The organism is Solwaraspora sp. WMMA2101, from assembly GCF_049179175.1.
In the GTDB taxonomy this organism is placed as follows: domain Bacteria; phylum Actinomycetota; class Actinomycetes; order Mycobacteriales; family Micromonosporaceae; genus Micromonospora_E.
In genome coordinates this window covers 5,645,248-5,663,859 of the sequence record NZ_JBMHMA010000006.1, presented here as the reverse complement: position 1 = coordinate 5,663,859, position 18,612 = coordinate 5,645,248, and the positions used below count along the sequence as shown (strand labels likewise).

The window sequence follows — 18,612 nt, the reverse complement described above, 5'->3', positions numbered from 1 at the left end:
AGAGCATGACCACCAGCCCCACACCGACCACCCGGACCAAGGTCCTGCTTGTCGATGATCACGACCTCATCCGCAAGGGCCTGCGGCACGCATTCGAGCGGGACCGGCAGTTCGAGGTCGTCGGTGAGGCCGCGACGGCAGCGGAGGGCGTGCGCCAGGCCGGCGCGCTCCAGCCCGATGTCGTGATCATGGATTTGCGACTGCCGGACGGCAGCGGACTCGAAGCGACACGGGCGCTGCGCAAGTCGAGTTCCACGATGGGCATCGTGGTGCTCACCATGTACGCCGGTGACGACCAGCTGTTCGGGGCACTGGAGGCAGGTGCCAGTGCGTTCGTGCCGAAGACCGCGCCCGCGGACGAGGTCGTCGCGGCGGCACGGCACGCGGCCTCCTCCCCCAGCGCGTTCACCGCCGCCGACCTGGCCGAGGCGATGAAACGCCGGCTCGCCCCGTCGGGTCCGCAACTGTCGCCCCGCGAGGGCCAGGTGCTCCGGCTGCTCGCCGACGGAATGAGCGTCGCCGGCATCGCCAAGCAGCTGTTCGTCAGCGAGTCGACGGCGAAGACGCACATCTCCAAGCTGTACGAAAAGCTCGGGGCGGCCAACCGTGCCCAGGCGCTGATGACCGCGCTGCGGCTGGGCCTGTTGGAGGCCCCGGACGCGCCGAAGTTCTGACCCCGGTCACGTGGTGCCGGCGACGGGTGGGCCGGCCCACGTCACCAGGGGCACTTGGTCGAGCAACGATCGTCCCAGTTCGGGCGGTCTGGATACCGCGGCATCCAGCGGGCAGAATTACTACCGCTGCCAGCCAGGCATCAAACGCCGATCAAGGGACAAAGGGGCAGAAATGGATCGCCCGCACTGGGTATCGGAGGACATCGACGTCGAGCGACCGAGCGTCGCCCGGATGTACGACTACTACCTCGGTGGTTCGCACAATTTCGCCGTCGACCGGGCCGCCGCCCAGGCGATGATCGCCGCCGTTCCGGACGCGCCGCTGATGGCCCAGGCCAACCGCGCCTTCCTCCGGCGGGCCGTGCAGTTCCTCGTCGACGCCGGCATCCGCCAGTTCCTCGACATCGGATCGGGGATCCCGACCGTCGGCAACGTCCACGAGATCGCGCAGCGACTGGCGCCCGAGTCGCGGGTGGCCTACGTCGACGTCGACCCGATCGCGGTCGCCCACAGTCGAGAAATCCTCGCCGGCAACGATCAGACCACCATCCTGCAGGAGGACCTGCGCAACCCGGAACGGATCCTGCACGATCCACAGGTGCGCAAGCTGCTCGACTTCGACCAGCCGATCGCGGTGATGGTCGTCGCCGTACTGCACTTCGTGCCGGACTCCGACGACCCCGCCGGCATCCTGCACACAGTGCGCGACGCGCTCGCCCCCGGCAGCTACCTGGTCCTGTCCCAGGCCAGTGACGACGGCCGCAGCGACGCCGAGCGACGCGAGGCCGACCAGATCTACCGACGCACCGACAACCCGCTCAACGTCCGCTCCCGGGCAGCGTTGACCGGCCTGTTCGCCGGATTCGACCTGGTCGAACCCGGTGTCGTGTGGGTGCCGCAGTGGCGGCCGGAGACGCCGGACGCCGCCGAGGACGCCGAGCGCGCCGTCTTCATGGGCGGGGTGGGCCGGCTCAGTGGCTGAACAGCCGGATCCGCCGGGTGTCACCGCCGTGGCCCGTGCCTGGGCCAAGGCGGTGACGGGGACCAGTTACCTGCCGATGACGCAGGCGCAGCTGGAGGAGTTCCTCGCCGGTCTGACCCGCCGTCTCATGGCCGCACTGCGCGCCGAGCCGTTCAGCGTCCGGCCCGGTCACCAGGTCGGGGTCGAACTGGTCGCCGCCCACATCGCCTCGGCGGAAGGGCTCGGTCGTACCGTCGAGGTGCTCGACCTGCGGCTGCTGCGGGACCTCGACGTCGACCACCCCGACGGCCGCGACCGGATGGCACGGCTGCTCGGGGCCGTCACCACCGGGTACGCCCGGGCGCTACGCGACCGCACCCTCGACGAGCAGGAGACGATCCGCCGAGCTGCCCTGGTCGCCCGGGCACAGGCCGAGACGGCACTGCGCGACAGCGAGGCCCGCTACCGGCACCGCGCCACCCACGACCCGCTCACCGACCTGCCCAACCGCAGCCTGTTCACCCAGCGGCTGGACGCCGTCTTCGCCGCGCCGGGCGCGGCGACGCGCCGGCTCGGGGTGTGCTTCGTCGACCTGGACGGCTTCAAGGTCGTCAACGACACCCTCGGGCACCACATCGGCGACCTGCTGCTGACGTCGGTCGCCGACCGGCTGCGCCGCGGCGTCGGCGACCATCTGGTCGCGCGGATCGGCGGCGACGAGTTCGTCATCCTGGTGGCCGACACCACCTGCACCGACGACGCCCTCAAGGTCGCCGACGCGGCGTTGGCCGCGATCAACCAGCCGGTCGTCGTCGAGGGGCACGAGTTGCGGGTGACCGCGAGCATCGGCATCGTCGAGCGACCAGTGGCCGGCACCACCCCGAGCGAGGTGATGCGCGCCGCAGACGTGACGCTGCACTGGGCCAAGTCGGCCGGCAAGGGTCGGTGGGCGCTGTTCGACCCGGTCCGAAACGAGCAACAACTCGCCAGGTACGCCCTGTCCGCGGCCATGCCGGCGGCCCTGGACCGGGGCGAGTTCTTCCTCGACTACCAGCCGCTGGTCTCGCTGACCGGCGGCGCGCTGCTCGGCGTGGAAGCGCTGGTCCGCTGGCGGCACCCGGAGCTCGGAGTGCTCGGGCCGGACCAGTTCATCGCGCTGGCCGAGGACTCCGGGCTGATCATCCGACTCGGCGCGTGGGTCCTGGCACAGGCCTGCCGGGAGGCCCGCCGATGGCTGGATCACAGCCCCGGTGCCCCGTTCGTCAGCGTCAACCTGGCGGTCCGGCAGGTCAACGACCCGCACCTGGTGCAGTACGTCACCTCGGTACTGGCCGACACCCGGCTGCCCGCCGATCGACTGCAGTTGGAGATCACCGAAAGCACGTTGATGAGCACCGCCGACGGTCCGGTACGGACCCTGCGGGAGCTGGCCTCCCTGGGAGTCCGCATCGCCATCGACGACTTCGGCACCGGGTACTCCAACCTGTCGTACCTGCGGTCGCTGCCGGTGCAGGAGCTGAAACTGGCCGGCAAGTTCGTCGAAGGGCTACGGGTACCCTCCAGCAGCAACCAGACCGACGAGAGCATCCTGCTCACCCTGGTTCGTCTGGCACACACTCTGCAGCTGACCGTCACCGCCGAGGGCGTGGAGACCGCCGGGCAGGCGGAACGTCTGCGGGCGATCGGCTGCGACGCCGGGCAGGGCTGGCACTTCGGCCGGCCCGGCCCGCCGACCGGGATCACCGACCTGCTCGGCTGAGGCCGGGGCTGGGCGGCGCGGTCAGCCGGCCAGGAGCGAGGCCAACCGATCGGCCTGGGTGTCCCAGCGCCATTCACGCTCCACCCAGGCCCGGCCGGCGGCACCCATCCGACGGGCGAGGTCCCGGTCGCGCAGCAGCTCGGTGAGCCGGTCGGCGAGCTGGGCGGGATCGCGGCCGTCCACCACGTACCCGGTCTCGCCGTCGCGGACCGCGTCCGGCGCACCGCCGGAATCGCCGGCCACCACCGGCAGCCCGGTGGCCGACCCTTCCAGGTAGACGATGCCGAGCCCTTCCACGTCGAGGCCGCCCCGACGGGTGCGGCACGGCATCGCGTAGACGTCCCCGGCGGCGTAGTGGGCGGGCAGGTCCGCCCAGGGCACCGCGCCGGTGAAGACCACGTTGTCGCCGACCCCGGCCCGCGCGGCGAGTCGCGTCAGCCGGGCCCGGTCCGGGCCACCACCGACCACCAGCAGTGCCGCACCCGGCACCCGGCTGCGCACCGACGGCCAGGCCCGGATCAGGGCGTCCTGCCCTTTGCGGGGTACGAGCCGGGACACGCAGACGACCACCGGCCGGTCCGACAGCCGGTGGCGGCGGCGCACCGGCGTACCGTCGACCCCCGGATGGTAGGCGTCGGTGTCCACGCCGGGCGCGAGCCGACGCAGCTCGGTCAGCCCGCCCACCGCACGGTCGAGCCGGACCCTGGTGTACTCCCCCAGATAGGTCACCACATCGGCGGCCCGGGCGATCCGGCGCAGCATGGACCTGGCCCCGGGCAACGCGGCCCAGCCCACCTCGTGACCGTGGGTCAGAGCCACCACCCGGTGGATCCCGCCGCGTCGGCGCAGACCCTCGCCGAGCAGCCCGAGCGGCGCCGCCGCGCCGAACCAGACGGTGTCACAGCCCCGGGCCCGGGCCAGCGCGGCGGTCTCCCAGGCCACCGCCGGAGTGGGCAGCAGCATGCCGGTCGGATTGCGGACCACCTCGAACGGCTGCTCGGCGTCGAATTCGGCAGCCCCGGCGTGACTGGACGCGTAGACGACCACACTGGACGCCGGCTGACGCAACGCCAGGTTGTGCACGAACGACTGGATGCCGCCCGGTCGGGGCGGGAAATCGTTGGTGACCAGCAGGACCCGGTTCATCCGCCCGCCCCGTCGGCGGCGGCCGCCCGTGCTGCCGCCATCCGCTGCACCGTGGACGGGTGAGTGGCCGAGTAGAGGTACTCCCAACGCGGCGGATCCGGATCCGCCAGGTTGACCGCCGACAGCCGACGGTGCACCGCCTCGTACGCCGCCGGATCGCCGTGCAGCGTCAATGCGTGGGCGTCGGCCCGCTGCTCGATGCGGCGCGACACCAGCGCCTGCGCGGGTGTGGCCACCAGTCCGGCGACCGTGACCAGGGCCAGCAGCAACGCGACCGCACGCGGCTCGGCGATGCTGGCCGCGCCGGCGGCCCGCACCAGCGGGCCGACGCCGCCCAGCAGATAGATCCCGACCACCGCCGTGGCCGCGCCGAGGGCACCGAGTGTGGTGCCGGTGAGCACGTCGCGGTCCTTGGCGTGGCCGAGTTCGTGCGCCACCACGGCCGCGACCTCCACCGGCGGTGCCTCCCGCAGCAGGGTGTCGTAGACGACGATCCGCCGGGTCGGCCCGAACCCGGAGACGTAGGCGTTGACCGCCCGGGTCCGCCGGGACGCGTCGGCCACCAGCACGTCCCGGACCGGTACGCCGTCGCGCTCGGCCAAAGCCAGCAGCTCGACCCGCAACGGGCCGGGCGGCATCGGGGTGAACTTGTTGAACACCGGTTCGACCAGCACCGGCAGGATGAACGACATGAGCACCACCAGCCCGGCGGCACCGGCGGCGGCGAACGCCCACCACCAGCGCGGCGCGAGCCGGGTGATCGTGTAGAAGCCCAGTAGCGCGACGGCCGCGATCACCGCGCCGACGACGTACGACTTGACCAGGTCGACGGCCCAGCCGGACCAGCCCTGCGTGGCGAGGCCGTACTCGGTGAGGATCCGGTGCCGCCAGGCGGCGAACGGCAGGGTCAGCAGGTCGGCGAGCAGCACCACCGCCAGCCCGCCCAGCAGTGCCTGGGCCACCCAGTGGCCGCCGAAGGGCCGGCCGGCGAGCTCGACCAGTCGGGCGCCGATCGGGGTGAGCCCCAGCAGCAGCGCGACGACGAGGCCGGTCACCAGTGCCGCGTAGCGCGGGTGACGCAGGGCCGCACGGAACGCCCGGCCCCGCTCGACCTGGTCGGCGGGCAGGTCCCGCAGCGCGGCCAACTGCTCGGACCGGGGCACCGACGGCTGCTGCCAGGGCACCAGCACCGCCGCGGTCACCGCGATGGCCACCAGCAGCAGGACGAAGGCGAGCAGCGCCCAGGAACGAGGGGACATGTCCACAACCTCCCGGCAGCCGCTTGCCGGTCATCCTAGGCCGTGCGGGTCGCGGTGCCGGTGGCGACGCACTCAGGCGGCCCGTCTTCGCCGCCGTGGCCGCTGCTGACGGCCGCGGGCCGACCTCGGCGCCACGGCCAGCACCTCGACGTCGAAACCGGCGCGGGCCAGCGCCTCGATCGCGTAGCGCTCGCCGGCGTCGAGGGCACCCAGCTCGTCCGGTGTGTCGAGCAGTGCGCTGACCAGGCAGCCGTCACAGGCTGCGCCACGGGCCACCGTGCAGCTGCCGCAGTCGATGATCATCGTTGACCTCTCGTGTCGACGGACGTGGACGGTCGGCAGCGGTGGCCGGCCCCCGTGCCACGGATCGCCAACTGTCAGGCCGACCTGCCGACCCGACCACCGCAGTGACCCGACCACCGCCAGTGACATCGACGATAGGCAGCGGGTACGACATTTCCCGGCCGACGTTGTCGGTCCCCCTCGTAGCCTGTGCCGGTACGGCCGGATCGGCCGTCGTCCATCCAGTCGGACAGGAGCTCCCATGTCCAGCACGCCCACCGGTGAACGGGCCGATCTGCTCGCCACGATCCGCGCGCACCGGGCGTTCGTGCGGTTCACCACCAACGGTCTCGACGACGCGGCCGCCGCGACCCGCAGCACGGTCAGCGAGCTGACCATCGGCGGCATCGTCAAACATCTCGCCGCCACCGAGCGGAGCTGGATGGGCTTCGCCGTCGGCGGTGCGGTCGAAATGGAACGTCACCAGGTCGACTGGCTCGACCAGCACCGGATGCGGCCCGACGAGACCCTCGCCGGTCTGCTCGACCGGTACGCCGCCGTCGCCGCGCACACCGACGGGCTGATCGCCGAACTGCCCGACCTGGACACCGCGCATCCGCTGCCGCAGGCGCCCTGGTTCGAGCCCGGGGCGAGCTGGTCGGTCCGGCGGGTGGTGCTGCACCTGATCGCCGAGACCGCGCAGCACGTCGGGCACGCCGACATCATCCGCGAGGCGATCGACGGACAGAAGACGATGGGCTGACCGACGCGTCGGCCACCAGCTCCGGTCAGGAGCGGGCCAGCCGGCGCAGCAGGGAGTCGGCCCCCATCGGGTACGCACCGTGCCGGCGGACCCCGTCGGCCACCTCCCGGTCGGAGGAGACCACCACGATCGCCCGCCCCGACGGTTCGGCCCGGACCAGCCGACGGATCAGCTCGTCGGCGGTCTCGCCCTTGCGGGAGAACAGCACCCGCACCCCGCGTGGTGCCGGCGGCAGTCCGTGCATCCGCTCCGCGCCGTCGAAGACCACGGTCACCTCGTCACCGGTCTGGGCGGCGATCCCCCCCAGGCCGGTGATCAGGCGCTTACGCTGCTGCTCCAGCGGCATCTCACCGAACCCGCGTTTGGTCACGTTGTAACCGTCGACGATCAGGTGCGCCCGGGGCAGCGCGAGCAGGTCGTCGAGGCGGGCCGGGTCGTCGGTGTCCCGGGCGCGGGTGGTCGTGGCGGCCGCCGGCCGGTCGGTGAAGGTGTCCGCCACGTAGTCCGCCGGCAGCTTGTCGGCCGGATCGAGAGCCAGCTCCCGGCGCAGCCCCTGCGCGGCCTGGCCGATGGTCTCCAGCAGCAGCCACAGCCGGGCGTCGTCGACCGCCCGGTTCTCCTTGGCGAGCTGGCGGGCGGAGCCCGCCGACAGCTCCGCGTCGGCGAGCTTGGCCCGCAGCCGGCGCAGCTCGGCGTCGTGGTCGGCGGCGGCGCGCGCCGCCCGGCCTCGTTCGGTGGCGAGCAGTTCGGTGGCCCGCCGCTGCTGTGTCTGACTCTCCCGTAACGCGCGGGCCAGCAGCCGGGACTCCTCGCGTAGCTGGCCGAGCTCCTCGCGTACCCGGGCCAGTTCGTCGCGGAGCTTGTCCGCCTCGACCCGGGCGACGGTCCGGTCGTGTTCGGCCCGGTTGGCCCGCGCCTCGGCCTCGCGGATCGCCGCGGCCACGGCGGCGCTGTCGGCCTCCGCCCGTACCGCCGCTCCGGCCGCCGAGACCAGGTCCCGCCAGCCGGCGGGCCGCATCAGGTAGGCCAGCGCCGCGACCTCGACCGGGTCGGCCGCCCCCGGGGTGACCCCGGCGGCGATGGCCTCACCGAGCTCACCGGCGTCGGCCAGGGCCCGGGCGGCGGCCCGTTGGCGAAACGACGGATCGTTGGTGAGCTGGGCGGCGATCAGGCCCGCGCCGAAGCGGGCCCGCCGGTGCGGCGCGAACTTGGCGACCTTGCGCAGCGGAGGTGGCAGCTCGTCGGCCGGGATCTCCGGCAACGCGGCGGCGGCGAAGGCCACGATCCGGTTCCGTACCCCTTCCGGCAGGACCGGCTCAGGAGGCGGTACGGCGCCGTCCGAGGCTGCGGTGGTGGGCGAGTTCTGGGCGCCGGTCGTCGGCGCCGCCCCCTCGGGACGAGCGTCGGTCGGATCCGGTGCGGCCATGCACCCCAGTCTCCCACCGGTGGCCCGTCGCGTGCCCGACAGGAAGAATGATCTCTCTGGGTCGATCGGATCGTTACCAACGGTACGGATGGGGCCGGTGTGTCGTACCCGCGTCCTACGGTGTGCGCCGTGGTGACCCCCGAACCCGTTTCCCGTCCCGGTTACACCCAGGGCACCCTGGACGCCCTGCTGGGTGACCGGCACGCGGTACCGCTGCGGGACACCACGTTCGTGGTGCTCGACCTGGAGACCACCGGCGGCGCACCGGACGGCGGCGGGATCACCGAGGTCGGCGCGGTCAAGGTCCGTGGTGGCGAGGAGCTCGGGGTCTTCGCCACCCTGGTCAACCCCGGCCAGCCGATCCCCCCGTTCATCACCGTGCTGACCGGCATCACCCAGGCGATGCTCGTCCCCGCGCCGCCGATCGAGCAGGTGCTGCCGAGCCTGTTGGAGTTCCTCGCCGACGCCGTGCTGGTGGCGCACAACGCGCCGTACGACGTCGGGTTCCTCAAGGCCGCCTGCGCCCGGCACGGGTACCGCTGGCCGGCGCCGACCGTGCTGGACACCGCCGCGCTGGCCCGGCGGGTACTCAGCCGCGACGAGGTGCCCAACCGCAAACTCGGCACCCTGGCCGGGTACTTCCGCGCCACCCACCAGCCCACCCACCGGGCCCTCGCCGACGCCCGTGCCACCGTCGACGTGCTGCACGGACTCATCGCCCGACTCGGCGGCCACCAGGTGACGACGATCGGCGACGCGGTCGAGTTCAGCCGGGCCGTCAGCGAGGTGCAGCGCCGCAAGCGGCACCTCGCCGACGGCCTGCCCCGCGGCCCCGGTGTCTACATCTTCCGGGCCGCCGACGACCGGCCGCTCTACGTCGGCACCTCCGGCGACATCGCCACCCGGGTCCGCAGCTACTTCACCGCCGCCGAGCGGCGCGCCCGGATGTCGGAGATGCTGGCGGCGGCGACCCGGGTGGAGGCGGTCGAGTGCGCGCACCGGCTGGAGGCGGAGGTCCGCGAGCTACGGCTGATCGCGGCGCACGCACCGCCGTACAACCGTCGGTCGAAGTATCCGGAGCGGGCGGTCTGGCTCAAGCTGACCGACGAGCCCTACCCCCGGCTGTCCACCGTACGGTCGACGTCGCCGCAGGACACCGCGCTCGGGCCGTTCGCGTCCCGGCGGGCGGCGGAGCTGGCGGCGGCCGGCATCCACGACGCGCTGCCGCTGCGCCAGTGCACCCACCGGCTGTCCACCCGGACCCGTTTCCCGGCCTGCGCCCTGGCCGAGCTGGGCCGCTGTCCGGCCCCCTGCGAGCACCGGATCGACCCGGACGGGTACGCCGAGGCCGCCGTCGATCCGCTGCGGGCGGCGATCACCGCCGACCCGCAGGCGCTGGTGGACACCCTGCTCGCCCGGATCGACGGCCTTTCGGCGGCGCAGCGGTACGAGGAGGCGGCGGTGGTCCGTAGCCGACTCACCGCGCTGCTGCGGGCCACCCTGCGGATGCAGCGGTTGACCGCGCTGAGCGTGATCGCGGAGCTGGTCGCGGCCCGACGGGCCGCCGACGGTGGCTGGGAGCTGGCGATCGTGCGGCACGGCCGGCTCGCCGCTGCCGGAGTCTCGCCACCCCGGCAGCACCCACGGCACACCATCGACCTGCTGCGGGCGACCGCGGAGACCGTCCCACCCGGGCACGGGCCGACCCCCCGGGCCAGCGCCGAGGAGTCCGAACGGATTCTGTCCTGGTTGGAACCACCGCAGACCCGGCTGGTCAGCGTCACCGGCGGGTGGGCCTCGCCGGTACGCGGTGCCGGCCGGTTCCACCAGTTGCTGGTCAAGGCCGAGGAGGCCGCGCGGACGACAGGCAGCGGTTGACGGCACGGCAGCCGGCGGTTGACGGACGGGTCAAAGACTCGACCGATCGCCCACCCGCAAGTAGCCGATAGTACGACGCCCGCTCGCTTAGGCTGTTAGAGAAGTGCAGTCCTGTCAGCCAACGCCCGATTCGTGGCGTGCGGCCCCGGGCCGGGCGACCGGCCGGGGGCGGTGGGTGAGGAGGTGTCTCCGCGTGGACGTCGACGCCGGTCCCGGCGCCGCCATCGGACGTTTCCTGCCCACCGCGACACCGCTGTCGGCCCGACTGCGCGCCTGGCTGTCCTGGTCACCCGGCGCCCCTGACCCGGTCGCCGAGCTGATCCGCATCCACCGGTCGATCCACCCCTCGGCCGAGGCGGCCGTGCTGCGCCGCGGCTACCAGATCGCCGACAGCATGCACGCCGGGCAGTACCGCAAGAGCGGCGAGCCCTACATCACGCACCCACTGGCGGTCGCCGAGATCTGCGCCGGCCTGGGCATGGACACCACCACGCTGGTCGCCGCCCTGCTGCACGACACGGTCGAGGACACCACGTACGACCTGCCCACTCTCGCCGCGGACTTCGGCGACGAGGTCGCCCACCTGGTCGACGGGGTCACCAAGTTCGACAAGGCGTTCTACGGCAAGGCCGCCGAAGCCGAGACCATCCGCAAGATGATCATCGCGGCGGCCAAGGACGTCCGGGTCCTGGTCATCAAGCTCGCCGACCGGCTGCACAACATGCGGACCCTGGGGGTGCGCTCCCCTGCCTCCCGGGCCCGGATCGCCAAGGCCACCCTGGACGTGCTGGTGCCGCTGTGTGACCGGCTCGGTATCCAGAAGCTCAAACGCGAACTCGACGACATCGTCCTGTTCCACCTCGAGCCGGAGGCGTACCAGCGCATCGAGGAACACCTGGCCAACCGGCCGGGCTGGGCCGAGTACCTCGACGAGGTCTGCCGGCAGGCCCGGGTGGCGCTGCGCCAGGAGAAGGTGACCGCGAAGGTCGACCCGCGCCCACGGCACCGCTACTCGATCTGGAAGGACACCGTCTCCGGCGGCCACCAGGCACCGTTCGACCTGCCCCGCATCGAGGTCGTGGTGACCGGCCCGGACACCGACTGCTACGCCGCCCTCGGCGCGGTCCACTGCCGGTGGCGGCCGGTGCCGGGCAGGTTCAAGGACTTCATCGCCTCCCCCAAGAACAACCTCTACCGGTCGCTGCACACCACCGTCATCGGCCCCGGCGACCGCCCGGTGGAGGTGCTGATCCGGACCGAGACGATGCACCGCTCCGCCGAGTTCGGCATCGCCGCCCCGTACCACTTCCCTACCCCGGGCCGCAGCAGCGCCGCGACCCGCGCCGACGAACTGGCCTGGCTGCGCCGGGCGCTGGACTGGTCACAAAAGACCACCGACGCCGACCAGTTCGTCCACTCGTTACGCTGCGATCTGGTCGACGCGCAGATCCAGGTGTTCGCCGAGGGCCGCCCGATCGTGCTGCCGGCCGGGTCGACCCCGGTGGACCTGGCGTACGAGTTGGACCCGGCGAAGGGCGCGCACTGTCTCGCCGTACGGATCAACGGTCGACTGGCACCGCTCGCCTCGGAACTGACCGACGGTGACGTCGTCGAGATCTTCACCGAGACCGACGACCCGACGGCCGGGCCCCGGCCGGACCCGCCCGGCCCACGCCGGGAATGGCTGGGCTTCGTCAAGTCGCCGCAGGCCCAGATGCAGATCAACCGGTGGTTCGCCGAGCACTCCGAGCCGGGCATCAGCATCGCCGACAAGGTCCGGCTCGGTCGCGCCACGGTAAGCCTGATCCTGCGCAAACACGACCGGGCCCTGTCCAACGACAAGCCGCTGCGCCAGCTCGCCGAGCGGCTGAACTATCCGGACATGGAGACCCTGCTGGTCGCCGTCGTGGACCGGAGCATCGCGCCGGAGGCGGTGGTCGACCAGCTGATCGAGATGGTCGACAAACCGAGCTGACCTGACCCGGCGGCGGCTACCGGCTACCTCTAGCCTGGTCCGTATGATCACCCGTCGATCGCCCGCGCGCGCACTGCTGTACGGCGTGTTCTACCGCCTGCCGCACCCGGTCCGTCGGCGCCTGGTACGGATGGCCGTACCCAAGTACATAGTCGGCGCGGTGACCCTGGTTACCGACTCCGAGGCGACCGGTCACGGGGCGGGCCGTCTGCTGCTGCTGCGCCAGCCACCGGGGCGCAGCTGGTCGCTGCCCGCCGGTCTGCTGCGTCGCCGGGAGGAGCCGATCGTCGGCGCGGCCCGGGAGCTCGCCGAGGAGACCGGTATCGAACTGCCGGCGCAGCAGCTGCGCCCGGCGTCACCGAACGCGGTGGTGCACGCCAAGGGATGGGTGGACGTCGTCTTCGAGGTCGCCGTGCCGGCGTCGCAAACCGAGCTCGTCGTCGACGGCGCCGAGGTCTACGAGGCCGCCTGGTACCGGCTCGACGCGCTGCCCCGGCTCAGCCCGGCGACCGCCCGGCTGTTGGCCTACTACGGCATGGGGCCGCTCGCCGAGCCGGCCGTGGACCCGGAGTCGCGGTGACCGGGTCGCCGGCGGTCGACCCGGGCCAGGTCTGCGCGCTCATCCTGGCCGCTGGCGAGGGCCAGCGACTGCGACCGCTGACCACGGTCCGACCGAAGGCGTTGTGCCCGGTCGGTAACGTACCGCTGTTGGACCGGGCACTGCGGCGGGTCGGGGCGCTCGGTTTCGTCGGCCCGGCCCGGGTCGCGGTGAACGCCTGCTACCTCGGCGAACAGGTCGTGGCGCACGTCGGCGACCGCGCCCACCTGTCCGTCGAACCCGGTTCGCCGCTGGGCACCTCCGGCGGCGTCGGCCGGCTCCGGAGCTGGATCGACGGCCGCGGCGTCCTGGTCGGCAACGCCGACGGGTACCTCGCCCGTCCGGACGCGCCGCCCGGAGCGGACATCGCGGCGCTGCTCGACGGCTGGGCCGGCGACACGGTACGGCTGCTCGGTCAACGGCTGACCGATCCCACCGAGACAGGCGGGTTCGCCGGTCACCGGTTCGCCGGCTTCTCCCTGCTGCCCTGGCGGTACGTCAGCCGGTTGTCCGCCGAGTTCGGCAACCTGGTCCGCACCGTGTGGCGGCCGGCGGAGGCGGCCGGCGAACTGGAGGTGGTCACCTTCGAGGGGACGTACCTGGACACCGGGACGCCGCGCGACTACCTGGCGGCCAACCTGCACGCGGCCGGGGGCGCCAGCTTGGTCGATCCGACGGCGACGGTCACCGGCGTGGTGGACCGGGCGGTGATCGGCGCGGGCGCCATGGTCCACGGCTCGGCGGTACGGTCGGTCGTGTGGCCGGACGCGCAGGTGGCCGCCGACGAACAGTTGACCGACGTCATCCGGCTCGGTGCCGACCTGACCGTCCCCGCCGGCTGACCCAGCCCCGGCCGGCACAACGGTACGGACCCCCGGTGCGGCCCGGGCGCGGGACGCCGCTCGGGACCGGCCGGTGGGTGGGCGACTAGCATCAGCGGCAGGGCGGGTGTCGCCCGCTGAGGGACGGAGGACCCGGTGATCACCGCGATCGTGCTGATCGACTGCGCAACGGATGCCATCCCCGAGGTCGCCGAGACGCTCGCTGACCTGCCCGGGGTGAGCGAGGTCTACTCGGTGGCCGGGCACGTCGACCTGATCGCCATCGTGCGGGTGCGCGAGTTCGACCAGGTCGCCGAGGTGATCGCCGGTCGGATCTCCAAGGTGCCCGGGGTGCTGAACACCGAGTCGCATCTGGCGTTCCGGGCCTACTCCCAGCACGACCTGGAGTCGGCGTTCGCGATCGGGCTGGCCGACGCGGACTGACCCGCCCCCCGGGCCGGCCAGCGGCCACCGCCTGACCACCCCCAGACCTACCCGTCGGTAACATATTCTCGTACGCTGGTCGGGTGACGGAATCCGGCCCGGCGCTCGCGTACCAGCAGGACCATCTCGATCGCGGCAGCGACCGCCTCGGCCTGCACCTCTACCCCGAGCCGGACGGGCGGCCCGACGCACCGGCCGTGGTGATCTGCCCGGCCATGGGAGTGCCGGCCCGCTACTACCGGCCACTGGCGGGCGCGCTGCGGGAAGCCGGACTCGCGGTGGTCGTCGTCGACCTGCGCGGCACCGGGTCGAGCACCCCGCCGGCCAGCCGCGCCTCCCGGTACCGGTACGCCGATCTCGTCGCCGACGTCGGCGCGGTCCTCGAGTCGCTGAAGTCCCGGCTCGACGGCCGGACCCGCGTGCTGCTCGGCCACTCCCTCGGCGGTCAGGCCGCGCTGCTGCACACCGCGCTCACCGACGGCGTCACCGTCGACGGCGTCGCGCTGGTCGCGGTCGGGCTGCCGTACTGGCGGGTCTACCCCGGCCGGACCGGGTACGGGGTGCTGCCGATGACCCAGACCGTGGCGCTCGCCACCGAACTGCTGGGGGTCTGGCCCGGCTGGGGCTTCGGCGGCCGGCAGGCCCGCGGAGTGATCCGGGACTGGGCCTACACCGCCCGCGTCGGCCGGCTGCCGCACATCGACGGAGTCGACCCGGCACCGGCACTGCGGCAGATGCGGACCCCGGTGCTCGCGGTGAGCATCGAGGACGACTGGCACACTCCGCCGCAGACCCTCGACCACCTCTGTGGGTTCCTCGACGCGGCCCCGGTCCGGCGGGAACACGTCACGGCAGCCGAGACGGGTCGCCGGATGGACCACTTCACCTGGGTACGTAGCCCGGTGCCGCTGGCCCGGCGGATCGCCGCGTTCACCGACGGGCTGCCCCGGTGACGGGCTACGCCCGCCGGAAACTGATCCGGCGGGCGTAGCGGGTCGTACTGTCGGCCCGATCGATCAGCGGCTGCCGCTGCTGATCTCTTCCCGGTCGTCCTGAGCGGCGGCGGTGACGCCAGCCGGCTCCTCGGCCGGGTCGAGCGGCACGTGCGGCGGAGGTGCCGCCTGCACCGGCTTCTCGATCGGGAAGAAGAAGCCCTTGACCGCCGGGCCGAGTGCCCCGAGCCGGTTCATCTTCTTCGGCACCACCCAGCCGACGTAGTCCAGCTTGCCGTGGCCGTGCTCGTCGGTCGGGCCGAGCGGCTGGTGCACCTCGACGAACCGGCCGTCCGGCAGCCGCCGGATGATGCCGGTCTCCACGCCGTGCGCCAGGACCTCCCGGTCGTGCTGCTGCAGACCGAGGCAGATCCGGTAGGTGACGTAGTAGGCCAGCGGTGGCAGCAGGATCAACCCGATCCGGCCGGCCCAGGTCATCGCGTTGAGGCTGACGTAGAACTTGTCGGCGAAGACGTCGTTGCCGCCGGAGATGGTCAGCACGATGAAGAAGGTGACGGCCATGGCGCCGACAGCGGTCCGGGCCGGAACGTCCCGGGGCCGCTGCAGCAGGTTGTGGCTGGCCTTGTCCTTGGTGTAGCGCGCTTCGAGGAACGGGTACGCCAGGGAGAACATGACCAGGATGCCGGGGAGCACCACGGTCGGCCAGAACAGCGGCGGGATGACGTACCCGTCACCGATCGGGATGGTCAGTTCCCAGGCCGGCATCAGTCGGGTGCTGCCGTCGAGGAACATGACGTACCAGTCGGGCTGGCTCGCCGCCGACACGACGGCGGCCTCGTAGGGTCCGAACAGCCAGACCGGGTTGATCTGGAACACACCCGCCATCAGGGCGACCACCCCGAAGACGATCATGAAGAAGCCGCCCTGCTTGATGGCGTAGCGGGGGAACATCCGCTCGCCCACCACGTTGGTGTTGGTCCGCCCCGGCCCGGGCCACTGGGTGTGCTTCTGCTTGAAGACCAGGCCGAGATGGACGCTGATCAACGCCACCAGCAGGCCCGGGATGAGCAGCACGTGGGCGATGTAGAACCGGCTGATGATGATCGTCCCGGGGAACTCGCCACCGAAGATCGACGAGGTCACCCAGGAGCCGATCACCGGGATGGAGAGCATGATCGCCGAGGCGATCCGCAGGCCGGTGCCGGACAGCCCGTCGTCGGGCAGCGAGTAGCCGGTGAACCCGGCGAGGAAGCCGACCCAGAACAGCAGCGAGCCGACGATCCAGTTGGCCTCACGCGGCTTGCGGAACGCGCCGGTGAAGAAGACCCGCAGCATGTGGACCACGATCGAGGCCATGAACAGCAGCGCACCCCAGTGGTGCATCTGCCGCATGATCAGACCGCCCCGGACGTCGAACGAGATGTCCAGCGTCGAGGCGTACGCGGCCGACATGTGCGCCCCACGCAGCGGCGCGTAGCTGCCGTCGTAGATGACCTCCTCCATCGACGGGTCGAAGAAGAAGGTCAGGTAGACGCCGGTCAACAGGACGACCACGAACGAGAAGAGCGCGATCTCACCGAGCAGGAACGACCAGTGGTCCGGGAAGACCTTGTTCAGCAGCTTGCGTAGCGGAGTGGCCGCCTGGAACCGGTCGTCGATCTGCCCGGCGGCCTTGCCGGGCAGCGCCCGGGCATCGAACTTACGGCGTTTCATGGCCGCTCCCAGAAGTCGGGCCCGACGATCTCGGTGTAGTCGGAGGTGGCGACGAAGAAGCCCTCGTCGTCGACCGTGATGGGCAGCTGCGGCAGCCGACGACTGGCCGGTCCGAAGATCGGCTTGGCGTTGTCGGTGATCAGGAACTGCGACTGGTGGCACGGGCAGAGCAGCCGGTTGGTCTGCTGCTCGTACAGGCTCGCCGGGCAACCGGCGTGGGTGCAGATCTTCGAGTACGCGAGGTAGTTGCCCCACATGTAGTCGGACTTGCCCTCGGCCTCGTTGTTGTCCCGGGCGGTCTGCGCGTCGTCGGCCCGCAGGTGGATCAGCAGGGTCGGCGAGTCGGCGTACCGGTTGGTGTGCCCGCCGGGGATGCCGGGGAAGACGGTCATCTGGCCGCCGGCGCTGACGTCCTCGGGCCGGATCGGCGAGCCGTCCTCCCGGGTCAGCCGGACCAGTTCGGTCCCGCCGCCGGCGGTCTCGACCGGCGCCCACCCGGTGGTGGCCATCTGGTTGTTCTCGTGCGGGTTGCGGATCAGACCGCCGACCAGCGGCGCGGCTGCGACTGCGGCGACCGGTGCCAGGCCGGCCAGCAACGACACCCCGAGCAGCGGCCGACGCTTCACGCCGAGCTCGTCGGCCATGTAGGTCAGCGTGCTGCCGGTGATCTTGCGATCCTCGGCGCTGGACGGGCCGTCGTGGCGGTCCTGGATCGCGACCTCGTGCGGCAGCAGCTTCTTGCCCCAGGTGAGGATGCCGACACCGATGGCGAGCAGGGTCAACCCGAGGCTGATGCCGAGCAGCGGGGTGTAGTACTTGCTCATCCCGGTGCCGAGCTCGTACTCCCAGGGCCACCAGATGTAGACCACCAGGAAGCCGGTCGAGGCGAGCCCGGCGAACAGGAACAACGCGGCGACGAAGCGGCTGATCCGACGTTCCGCCCTGGTGCCGGGCACCGGGAACGGCGGCTCGTAGTGCACGATCTCGATGTCGTCGCGACGGGCACCCTCACGGAGCACGTCGAACGAGGTCAGCCGAGGGTCGTCCAGGCTCACCGGCTCGGGCTGCGCACGGTGCGCGGTGCTGGTCTCGATGCTCATGACTTCCCCGCAATCCACAGGCTCGCGAAGACCAACGCGGTGATGCCGACCAGGAAGACGGCGATGCCCTCGGTCACCGGGCCGTACCGGCCGAGGGTGGCCAGGCCACCCGGGTCCTGGTCGGCCTTGAGCCCGTCCTGGACGAAGGCGATGATGTCGCGCTTCTGCTCCGGGGTCAGCTGGTTGTCGCCGAAGACCGGCATGTTCTGCGGGCCGGTCAGCATCGCGGCGTAGATCTGCCGGTCGGTCGACGGGGCGAGGCTGGGGGCGTACTTGCCCGACGACAGGGCGCCGCCGCCGCCGCTGAAGGCGTGACACGAGGAGCAGTTGATCCGGTAGAGCTGGCCGCCGACGGCGATGTCACCGCCGTTGCGCAGCATCTCGCCGTCGGGCAACTGCGGCCCGCCGCCCAGCTCCTGGATGTACTGGCCGAGCTGGCGGATCTCCTCCTCGGTGTAGACCACCGACTTGCGCTCGGCCTGGGCCTCCTGGCGGGCCATCGGCATCCGGCCCGAGCCCACCTGGAACTCCACCGACGCCGAGCCGACCCCGATCAGGCTGGGTCCGCGCCCCTCGACGCCCTGGGCGTTGCGGCCGTGGCAGGAGATGCAGCTCTGGTCGAACAGCGCCTTGCCGTCCTCGGCGGCCCGGGACAACTGCGGGGTGTCCTGCGCCTGCAGGCCCGGCGCGAACACGGTGTACACACCGCCGGCCAGGAACAGCGCGACGAGCAACCGGACCGCGGTGCCCACCCGGCGGCGGCCCCGGCCGCGTGGCGTGGCCCGCCCGCTGCGCAGCCGCGCGAGGAGACCGCGGGAGCGGTCGGCTCGCCGGTCGGCGGGGGTGTCAGATGTCATGGC

At 72.2% G+C, this 18,612-nt stretch carries 17 protein-coding genes; 10 read left to right on the top strand and 7 right to left on the bottom strand.

Annotated elements, in window-relative coordinates; all coding sequences use genetic code 11:
* The first annotated feature begins 5 nt into the window (after positions 1-5).
* From ACN28F_RS26810 to ACN28F_RS26800, 3 genes are all read left to right on the top strand, one after another.
* Positions 6-674, top strand: a complete 669-nt coding sequence (locus ACN28F_RS26810; RefSeq protein ID WP_123602728.1) for a response regulator transcription factor — start codon at positions 6-8, stop codon at positions 672-674.
* A 172-nt stretch (positions 675-846) separates the two neighbouring features.
* A complete protein-coding gene (locus ACN28F_RS26805) occupies positions 847-1,656 on the top strand; it encodes an SAM-dependent methyltransferase (protein WP_289210610.1) in 810 nt (269 codons plus the stop codon).
* Positions 1,657-1,732: 76 nt separating this feature from the next.
* Positions 1,733-3,394 carry a putative bifunctional diguanylate cyclase/phosphodiesterase gene (locus ACN28F_RS26800; protein ID WP_289210905.1) on the top strand — a complete coding sequence of 554 codons (1,662 nt, stop codon included), beginning with the start codon at positions 1,733-1,735 and terminating at the stop codon, positions 3,392-3,394.
* Positions 3,395-3,415: 21 nt separating this feature from the next.
* Here ACN28F_RS26800 and ACN28F_RS26795 read toward each other — a convergent pair whose 3' ends face one another.
* The 3 genes from ACN28F_RS26795 to ACN28F_RS26785 form a co-directional block, all read right to left on the bottom strand.
* A complete protein-coding gene (locus tag ACN28F_RS26795) occupies positions 3,416-4,540 on the bottom strand; it encodes a glycosyltransferase family 4 protein (RefSeq protein WP_421360240.1) in 1,125 nt (374 codons plus the stop codon).
* On the bottom strand, positions 4,537-5,799 hold the full coding sequence (locus ACN28F_RS26790) for a M48 family metallopeptidase (protein WP_289210608.1): 1,263 nt from the start codon (positions 5,797-5,799) through the stop codon (positions 4,537-4,539). The genes ACN28F_RS26795 and ACN28F_RS26790 overlap by 4 nt, the downstream gene beginning before the upstream one ends.
* Positions 5,800-5,871: 72 nt before the next feature.
* Positions 5,872-6,102 carry a hypothetical protein gene (locus ACN28F_RS26785; protein ID WP_289210607.1) on the bottom strand — a complete coding sequence of 77 codons (231 nt, stop codon included), beginning with the start codon at positions 6,100-6,102 and terminating at the stop codon, positions 5,872-5,874.
* Between the two features lie 241 nt (positions 6,103-6,343).
* Between ACN28F_RS26785 and ACN28F_RS26780 the strand changes: the two genes are divergently transcribed.
* Positions 6,344-6,844: a DinB family protein gene (locus ACN28F_RS26780; protein ID WP_421360237.1), complete on the top strand. Its 501-nt coding sequence runs from the start codon at positions 6,344-6,346 to the stop codon at positions 6,842-6,844.
* A 25-nt stretch (positions 6,845-6,869) separates the two neighbouring features.
* Here the strand turns inward: ACN28F_RS26780 and ACN28F_RS26775 are convergent, their stop codons facing one another.
* Positions 6,870-8,270, bottom strand: a complete 1,401-nt coding sequence (locus tag ACN28F_RS26775) for an NYN domain-containing protein (RefSeq protein ID WP_421360235.1) — start codon at positions 8,268-8,270, stop codon at positions 6,870-6,872.
* A gap of 177 nt (positions 8,271-8,447) precedes the next feature.
* Between ACN28F_RS26775 and ACN28F_RS26770 the strand changes: the two genes are divergently transcribed.
* From ACN28F_RS26770 to ACN28F_RS26745, 6 genes are all read left to right on the top strand, one after another.
* Positions 8,448-10,148 (top strand): DEDD exonuclease domain-containing protein, encoded by a 1,701-nt coding sequence (locus tag ACN28F_RS26770; protein ID WP_421361527.1) that lies wholly within the window; start codon positions 8,448-8,450, stop codon positions 10,146-10,148.
* 193 nt (positions 10,149-10,341) lie between these two features.
* Positions 10,342-12,123, top strand: coding sequence for a RelA/SpoT family protein (locus tag ACN28F_RS26765; protein WP_289210604.1), 1,782 nt, complete (start codon positions 10,342-10,344; stop codon positions 12,121-12,123).
* 43 nt (positions 12,124-12,166) lie between these two features.
* The gene (locus tag ACN28F_RS26760) at positions 12,167-12,703 is read left to right on the top strand and encodes an NUDIX hydrolase (protein ID WP_421360233.1); all 537 of its coding nucleotides are present in this window, start codon (positions 12,167-12,169) and stop codon (positions 12,701-12,703) included.
* Entirely contained in the window at positions 12,700-13,563 is an 864-nt protein-coding gene (locus ACN28F_RS26755; RefSeq protein WP_421360231.1) for a nucleotidyltransferase family protein, read from the top strand. The genes ACN28F_RS26760 and ACN28F_RS26755 overlap by 4 nt, the downstream gene beginning before the upstream one ends.
* Positions 13,564-13,698: 135 nt before the next feature.
* On the top strand, positions 13,699-13,986 hold the full coding sequence (locus tag ACN28F_RS26750) for an Lrp/AsnC family transcriptional regulator (RefSeq protein ID WP_289210601.1): 288 nt from the start codon (positions 13,699-13,701) through the stop codon (positions 13,984-13,986).
* Positions 13,987-14,069: 83 nt separating this feature from the next.
* Positions 14,070-14,939, top strand: coding sequence for an alpha/beta fold hydrolase (locus ACN28F_RS26745; RefSeq protein WP_289210600.1), 870 nt, complete (start codon positions 14,070-14,072; stop codon positions 14,937-14,939).
* 63 nt (positions 14,940-15,002) lie between these two features.
* Here the strand turns inward: ACN28F_RS26745 and ACN28F_RS26740 are convergent, their stop codons facing one another.
* The 3 genes from ACN28F_RS26740 to ACN28F_RS26730 are packed head-to-tail and all read right to left on the bottom strand — an operon-like array spanning position 15,003 to position 18,609.
* The gene (locus ACN28F_RS26740) at positions 15,003-16,652 is read right to left on the bottom strand and encodes a cytochrome b (protein ID WP_421360230.1); all 1,650 of its coding nucleotides are present in this window, start codon (positions 16,650-16,652) and stop codon (positions 15,003-15,005) included.
* Positions 16,649-17,752, bottom strand: coding sequence for a ubiquinol-cytochrome c reductase iron-sulfur subunit (locus ACN28F_RS26735; RefSeq protein ID WP_289210598.1), 1,104 nt, complete (start codon positions 17,750-17,752; stop codon positions 16,649-16,651). The genes ACN28F_RS26740 and ACN28F_RS26735 overlap by 4 nt, the downstream gene beginning before the upstream one ends.
* A complete protein-coding gene (locus ACN28F_RS26730) occupies positions 17,749-18,609 on the bottom strand; it encodes a cytochrome c (protein WP_421360228.1) in 861 nt (286 codons plus the stop codon). Before ACN28F_RS26730 ends, ACN28F_RS26735 begins: the two co-directional genes overlap by 4 nt.
* Positions 18,610-18,612 lie beyond the last annotated feature (3 nt).